Origin of the sequence: Pseudomonas sp. (assembly GCF_050739995.1) — a bacterium.
GTDB lineage: Bacteria > Pseudomonadota > Gammaproteobacteria > Pseudomonadales > Pseudomonadaceae > Aquipseudomonas.
Genome location: NZ_JBOICG010000021.1, coordinates 1 through 5,863, shown reverse-complemented (window position 1 = coordinate 5,863; position 5,863 = coordinate 1). Strand labels below are relative to the sequence as shown.

The 5,863-nt window shown below is 56.4% G+C and carries 8 protein-coding genes and 1 pseudogene; 5 read left to right on the top strand and 4 right to left on the bottom strand.

Translation table 11 applies throughout. The features are described 5' to 3' along the window. Positions 1-576 precede the first annotated feature (576 nt). The 4 genes from ACRESD_RS00615 (at position 577) to ACRESD_RS00600 (ending at position 3,703) form a co-directional block, all read left to right on the top strand. Positions 577-1,296, top strand: a complete 720-nt coding sequence (locus tag ACRESD_RS00615; RefSeq protein WP_431749156.1) for a DUF969 domain-containing protein — start codon at positions 577-579, stop codon at positions 1,294-1,296. Next, complete coding sequence (locus ACRESD_RS00610) at positions 1,293-2,243, top strand: DUF979 domain-containing protein (RefSeq protein ID WP_431749155.1); 951 nt, start codon at positions 1,293-1,295, stop codon at positions 2,241-2,243. Before ACRESD_RS00615 ends, ACRESD_RS00610 begins: the two co-directional genes overlap by 4 nt. Positions 2,244-2,250: 7 nt before the next feature. Next, positions 2,251-2,892 (top strand): pyroglutamyl-peptidase I, encoded by a 642-nt coding sequence (gene pcp, locus ACRESD_RS00605; RefSeq protein WP_431749154.1) that lies wholly within the window; start codon positions 2,251-2,253, stop codon positions 2,890-2,892. A 133-nt stretch (positions 2,893-3,025) separates the two neighbouring features. Then, entirely contained in the window at positions 3,026-3,703 is a 678-nt protein-coding gene (locus ACRESD_RS00600) for an HAD family hydrolase (RefSeq protein ID WP_431749153.1), read from the top strand. 72 nt (positions 3,704-3,775) lie between these two features. Here the strand turns inward: ACRESD_RS00600 and ACRESD_RS00595 are convergent, their stop codons facing one another. After that, positions 3,776-4,039 (bottom strand): hypothetical protein, encoded by a 264-nt coding sequence (locus ACRESD_RS00595; protein ID WP_431749152.1) that lies wholly within the window; start codon positions 4,037-4,039, stop codon positions 3,776-3,778. A gap of 211 nt (positions 4,040-4,250) precedes the next feature. Further along, positions 4,251-4,445: a carbon storage regulator CsrA gene (gene csrA / locus ACRESD_RS00590; RefSeq protein ID WP_003192511.1), complete on the bottom strand. Its 195-nt coding sequence runs from the start codon at positions 4,443-4,445 to the stop codon at positions 4,251-4,253. Positions 4,446-4,708: 263 nt separating this feature from the next. Between csrA and ACRESD_RS00585 the strand changes: the two genes are divergently transcribed. Continuing rightward, the gene (locus ACRESD_RS00585; protein ID WP_431749157.1) at positions 4,709-5,074 is read left to right on the top strand and encodes an SPOR domain-containing protein; all 366 of its coding nucleotides are present in this window, start codon (positions 4,709-4,711) and stop codon (positions 5,072-5,074) included. A 31-nt stretch (positions 5,075-5,105) separates the two neighbouring features. Here the strand turns inward: ACRESD_RS00585 and ACRESD_RS00580 are convergent, their stop codons facing one another. Next, positions 5,106-5,795: an endonuclease gene (locus ACRESD_RS00580; protein WP_431749151.1), complete on the bottom strand. Its 690-nt coding sequence runs from the start codon at positions 5,793-5,795 to the stop codon at positions 5,106-5,108. A 4-nt stretch (positions 5,796-5,799) separates the two neighbouring features. Continuing rightward, positions 5,800-5,863, bottom strand: a pseudogene (locus ACRESD_RS00575) (DUF1654 domain-containing protein); the annotation flags it as partial.

Here is a 5,863-nt window from a genome sequence, read left to right as displayed (position 1 = left end):
GTCTAGAAGGGCTCACCGAAAGGTGGGCCCTTTTTTGTTGTCAGCAAAAAAGCGTCGCGACTGATAACAGGCAGATGATTTGAACCACTACCTGGCACCGAAATTCACCTAGAGTTGTAGTTGTCGCCATATTCATTTGTCCGGCGTACATAACGGCCATCCTCTTTTATCGGCGATATTGCCGCGCTTCATGCGCGCGAGCGCGCAACTGCTCATTCAAGTATAGATTCCCGGTGGGATTCTTCACTGTCGAGCCCGTCTGGTGTGATTAGGCTCATGCATCTTCGCTCGACTGTGGTGTGCTGGGTCATGCTTTTCCAAAAGCATCAGGGCTGATTTCCCGCACGGCACGAGATTCTCCGCCTCCAATTACCCACAAAATTTATTGGTTTGCAGCAACAATTTTTCTTGTTGGACACCCCCTGTCCCAAGCGGCAAAGATGCGGCCACTGACGCTCGACCTTCTGGGTCAACAATAAAAAACCGAGCCGACTGCCCGCCACTTTCACGCTGTGAACCCTTGGTTCACATCCTGCTTTAATGGCGCCGCAGCGCGCACTTAAGGACCTCACCGTCATGCAAACTGTTGTGAACCTATGGCCGTTGATCGGCGTGCTTGTCATCGTGGTTGGCTTTGTCTTGCGTTTCAATCCGCTCTTGGTGGTCACCGCCGCCGCTATTGCCACCGGGTTCGCAGCCCATTTTCCATTGGAAAAAATCCTCGCCACTATGGGGGATGGCTTTCTTCAGACGCGTGCCTTACAACTGATTCTGTTGTTGCCCTTGGCAGTCATTGGTCTGCTGGAACGTCATGGGCTGCGCTTGCATGCTCAAAACTGGATTGCGCGATTTGAACGAGCCACCGTCGGGCGCTTGTTGATTATTTACCTGTTCGTGCGTGAGTCGACGGCGGCCATGGGTCTGACCAGCCTGGGTGGCCATCCGCAGATGGTGCGCCCACTGTTGGCTCCAATGGCCGAAGGCGCTGCGGAAAAGCGCTACGGTAAATTACCGGACAAGCAGCGCCACAAGGTGTTGGCCATGTGCGCGGCCACCGACAACGTCGGGCTGTTTTTCGGTGAGGACATCTTTGTCGCGTTTGGTGCGATCGCGCTGATGCACACCTTCCTGCTGGGCTCAGGTATTGATGTGGAGCCGCTGCACATTGCGGTGTGGGGTATTCCGACGGCAATCTGCGCCTTCATCATTCATGCGATCCGCTTGCATCGATTTGATCGCAGGCTTACCCGTGAGCTGGCCGGCGCTACCGCCGCTTCCGTGGAGGCGGTGCAATGATCATCTCCATTGAATACCTCTACTGGCTTGCTGGTGTGCTGTTGCTGATTACCGCAGGCATGATCCTGATGGACCGCACCCATCCCAAGCGTTGGTCCAGTGCTCTGTTCTGGCTGTTGTTTGCCATTCCGTTTTTGATCGGGGAGCGCTTGCCTTCGGTGGTCATCGGAATGGGTGTCGTGATCATGGCGCTGATCGCCGGGCTGGGTGGCGTGGGTCGAGGTGCGCATGCCGAGCTGCATGACAAGGCTTCCCGCGCCAGCGCAGGTCGACTGGGTCACAAGCTGTTTATCCCGGCACTGGCCATTCCCCTCACGACGGTGATTGGTTCTGTATTGCTCAAGCACACCGAGATTGCTGGCATACCGTTACTGGACCCGAAAAACACCACGTTCGTATCCCTGGGTATTGGTTGTTTGATCGCTCTCGGCCTGGCCTGCTGGCTGACCCGCGACACGCCGGTACAAGCCTTGCGCGAATCCCGACGCCTTACAGAAGCCTTGGGCTGGGCCATGGTGCTACCCCAAATGCTGGCAATGCTCGGGTTGCTATTCAATGAAGCTGGGGTGGGTACAGCGGTCGCCCATGTCACCACCACCTACATCAACTTGGATTTCAAGTTGGTAGCGGTGATGGTTTACGTGCTCGGGATGGCGCTGTTTACCGTTATCATGGGCAATGGGTTTGCGGCGTTTCCGGTCATGACCGGCGGGGTCGGTGTGCCAGTGCTGGTGGGGATCTATGGCGGCAACCCGGCTGTGATGGCGGCGATCGGTATGTTCTCGGGTTATTGCGGTACGTTGATGACCCCCATGGCGGCCAACTTCAATATCGTTCCTGCGGCGTTACTGGAGCTGCCCGACAAGAACGCAGTGATCAAGGCTCAGTTACCAACAGCGTTGATGATGCTGGTGGTCAATATTGTTCTGCTTTACCTACTGATGTGAGGGCAAGATGCAAACCCTATTGTTGACGGGCTTCGAGCCATTCGATCAAGACCCGGTCAATCCATCTTGGGAGGCTGTGCGTCAGTTGGACGGTGTGCAATGGGGTGATGAGGTGCAGATTTTGGCGCGCCGTTTACCCTGTGCATTTGCTACGGCAGGGGAGCACTTGACTCAACTGATCGAGGAACTGCGCCCCGCCATGGTGATTGCTACCGGCTTGGCTTCCGGGCGCAGTGATATCTCCATTGAGCGGGTGGCAATCAACCTCAACGATGCGCGTATCCCCGATAACCTGGGGGCGCAGCCAATCGATACGGCTGTGGTGAGCGGCGGCCCTGCGGCTTACTTCACCACGTTGCCGATCAAGGCTATGGTCAAGGCGGTGCGCGAGGTGGGGATTGCTGCGTCGGTTTCGCAGACCGCAGGTACGTTTGTGTGCAATCAGGTGTTCTACCAATTGCAGCATACGTTGGTGGGTTCAGGCATACGCAGTGGGTTTATCCATGTGCCGAGCCTGCCGGAGCAGGTGGCTGACTCAGGGCAGCCATCAATGGCTTTGGATACGTTGGTTGAAGGTTTGCAGGTGGCAATACTGACGGCGTGGCGGACCACGGTGGACGTCTCTGAAACGGGCGGACAGGTGAGTTGATCGGCCCCTGCAAGAATGCTGACCTCTACTGTGTTGGCCAACCCTTCGAAACCACAAGGTTGTAATGCGATGGCGTGATCCGTAGATTGCATCGGGGTCAGCCTATGTCCGCGAATAGAAGGAAAGCCCAGCAGTGTCTGCCCCTGGCCCCGCCGCATTTACCCAGCGTTACCGTGCCTTCCTGTTCGATATGGATGGGACGCTGCTTAATTCCATTGCCGCTGCCGAGCGTGTGTGGAGTCGCTGGGCTGAGCGCCATGGCTTGGATGTGGAGGCGTTTCTCACCACCATCCATGGCGCTCGGGCCATCGACACCATTACTCGCCAGGCGTTACCAGGCGTTGACCCGGAGATCGAAGCACAGTGGATCACTGAGGCTGAAATCGACGATGTCCAGGGGGTGGTGGCAATTCCCGGCGCTATCGAGTTTCTGAACAGTGTGCCGAGTGAGCAATGGGCGCTGGTCACGTCTGCACCCAAGGCGTTGGCATTGCGTCGGCTGCAAGCGGCGGGAATCGCTGCGCCGGCAGTGCTGGTGACAGCCGAAGATGTCGTCCGTGGCAAGCCCGATCCCGCGTGTTATCTGCTCGGTGCGCAACGCTTGGGCGTGCCGGTACAGGACTGTCTGGTGTTCGAGGATGCGGGGGTGGGTATTCGAGCGGGGGAAGCAGCGGGAGCGGATGTAATGGTCGTCACCTCGACCCACCTCACACCCATGGCGACAGCGCATGCCCGCATTGAAGGCTATGAGGGATTGCAAGCCCGGCGCGATACGGAGGGTTGGTTGTACCTGGGCGCGTTGGTTGGCTGATGTGAAAACACCAAGCATAAGTGCTGTTGTGGCTCTGTAAATCCCGGTGATCTGATAGCGTAAGAAGAGATGTCAGCGTACGGCCTTCTGGTGTTCACGCAGGGCTGCACGTTGGCATAATTTACGCAGAACCGCCTTTTGGATCGGCTTGAGGCAGAACGCTAGCAGGTAACCACATAGCAATAGCGTCAGGTCCAGCCACGAGTGAGCGCTGGTATCGCTGACGCGTTCAATTTCGAACCTCAGACCATATCCAGCAGCTAGAAAAAACAACCCAATCAACAGGGCGATGATCCAGGATCTGGAAATAAGCGGTTGTGTTGCTGGAGGCCTCATCGACGTGCTCCTAGATGCACACAGATGGCAGGATGATTGTCAGAAGCTTCGGCTGCGAATAGCGCAGCAAGTTCCAGGCTTCATGACAGTTTCATCTTGCTGCGAAGAAAAAATCGGTAAGGCGCGCTGGTCACGTGAGCAAACGCGAGCAGGCTGAATGGGTTTTCGCCAGCCGTCAGTATGGATGAAAAGGCTGGCTACTCGGGCTGCGTCAAGGAGTCTGGTTTTTGTCCGGTGCCGTAAGGCCGGCCTGGATACGCTGGTAAATTTCCTCACGATGCACGGCAACGTCCTTGGGGGCGTTGATGCCGATTCGAACTTGCTGGCCGCTGACGCCCAGGATGGTGATCGTAATGTCATCACCGATGTTTATGCTTTCACCGACTTTGCGGGTGAGTATAAGCATGGAGTTCTCCTTGATTACTTTTAAGGACACATGTTTCAGACAGGGTCGTTGTCGGATGTGTGTAGCTTACTGCTAAGCGCTTCCCTGTGACTGCCTCTTTCTAGGACGCGTAGAGGCGACATTAATTCCCATGGTGGCATCATACAGGTCTGCGATACATCATTCGCATTGTTTAAGCCAACGTTTATGACGGCCAGAATAGACAGTGAATGGTAAAGTTGCCTCTTTATCCTCAAAGGAGCAGGGCAGTGCGTAAAGTAGCGATGGCAATTGCGGTGTTGGCATTGGCCGGTTGCGGTGAAGGTAAAAGTGTCGATGCCCCCAAGGCCAAGCCTGCCGTGACCGAAAGCCAGCCACAGACCGGTGCAATTGCTGCTCAGGAATGGGATGTGTGGGTTGGCCCGCCAGATCACAAGCTGCAGGCGATCACCGACCTTACCGCTTGGTTGCTGGAACACGGTTTCAGTTTTTACATCGTGAAGGTAGACGGTAAGGACGAGGTGTTTCTGGGGCCGTTTGCCAGCAAGGCCGAAGCCGAAGCCAAGCAAACACTGCTGACCGAGAAGTTGGCGCGTGCCAAGAAGAACGACACCGAGTCGCAAGTCATCGAGCACAAGCCCGCGCAGTAACGGGCAGGTTGGGCGGGAGTGCCGCCCACGTTCAACCGCAGGCTTTCAGGTTCACCGGGCCGACAAACTCATTGCCGCGCCCCATCACACAAGCCACGGTCTGGTTGCGCTGACGCTCCCAGGTTTGTACCGGATAGGTCTTGTTCCAGGCTTCGTACAGTTGGCGGTCCTGTTTTGACAGGCGCAAGCCGTACTGCTTGCTCATGTAAAAGTACGTGCGAGCGATCATTCCGCGAATGGACGGGCGCGGCATGACCTTCTTGGCCTTGAAGTCCACTTGAGTCAGGCATGAGCCGTACTGCCCGCTTTGTACCGGCAGCCAGCCGAAGCTGAAGTTGTTTCGGTCGCCATTCACTTCGCCGATGCTCGGGACCAGGTTGTGCAAATCAGCTTCGGCGCGCTTGAACACCTCGTCATTGCGTGTGCAGTTCTTGCGTCCGCCGTTCTGCCAGCATTGGCGCTGGTGCCCGATCTGCCACGCTGGAACGATATGTTCCCATTCGATGCGTGCGGCGCGGTTGGCGTTTTTACGCGGGATGTAACCGCAGGCTTTCAGATCCACACGGTTGCCTGTGTATTTGCAGCCGCAATAGAACTCAGTGGATTGCGGGGCGTAGAGCTTCCAGGCGACTTTCTTGGCTTCGCTGAAGGTTCTAGGCGCTTGGGCGTGGGCGGTGACGGAAAAAAACAGGCAAAACACGGCAATAAAGCGGGCACTCATTGAATCAATCTTCCTTCGGCACAACCCAAAAAATCTGCACGCCACCGTCATCCCGATAGGCGAGAGTG

What these genes read in the sequence shown, in the direction of transcription:
- ACRESD_RS00615 (WP_431749156.1), top strand. Translation starts at nt 577, where the DNA reads ATGCAAACTGTTGTGAACCTATGGCCGTTGATCGGCGTGCTTGTCATC.
- ACRESD_RS00610 (WP_431749155.1), top strand. Translation starts at nt 1,293, where the DNA reads ATGATCATCTCCATTGAATACCTCTACTGGCTTGCTGGTGTGCTGTTG.
- pcp (WP_431749154.1), top strand. Translation starts at nt 2,251, where the DNA reads ATGCAAACCCTATTGTTGACGGGCTTCGAGCCATTCGATCAAGACCCG.
- ACRESD_RS00595 (WP_431749152.1), bottom strand. Translation starts at nt 4,039, where the DNA reads ATGAGGCCTCCAGCAACACAACCGCTTATTTCCAGATCCTGGATCATC.
- csrA (WP_003192511.1), bottom strand. Translation starts at nt 4,445, where the DNA reads ATGCTTATACTCACCCGCAAAGTCGGTGAAAGCATAAACATCGGTGAT.
- ACRESD_RS00585 (WP_431749157.1), top strand. Translation starts at nt 4,709, where the DNA reads ATGGCAATTGCGGTGTTGGCATTGGCCGGTTGCGGTGAAGGTAAAAGT.
- ACRESD_RS00580 (WP_431749151.1), bottom strand. Translation starts at nt 5,795, where the DNA reads ATGAGTGCCCGCTTTATTGCCGTGTTTTGCCTGTTTTTTTCCGTCACC.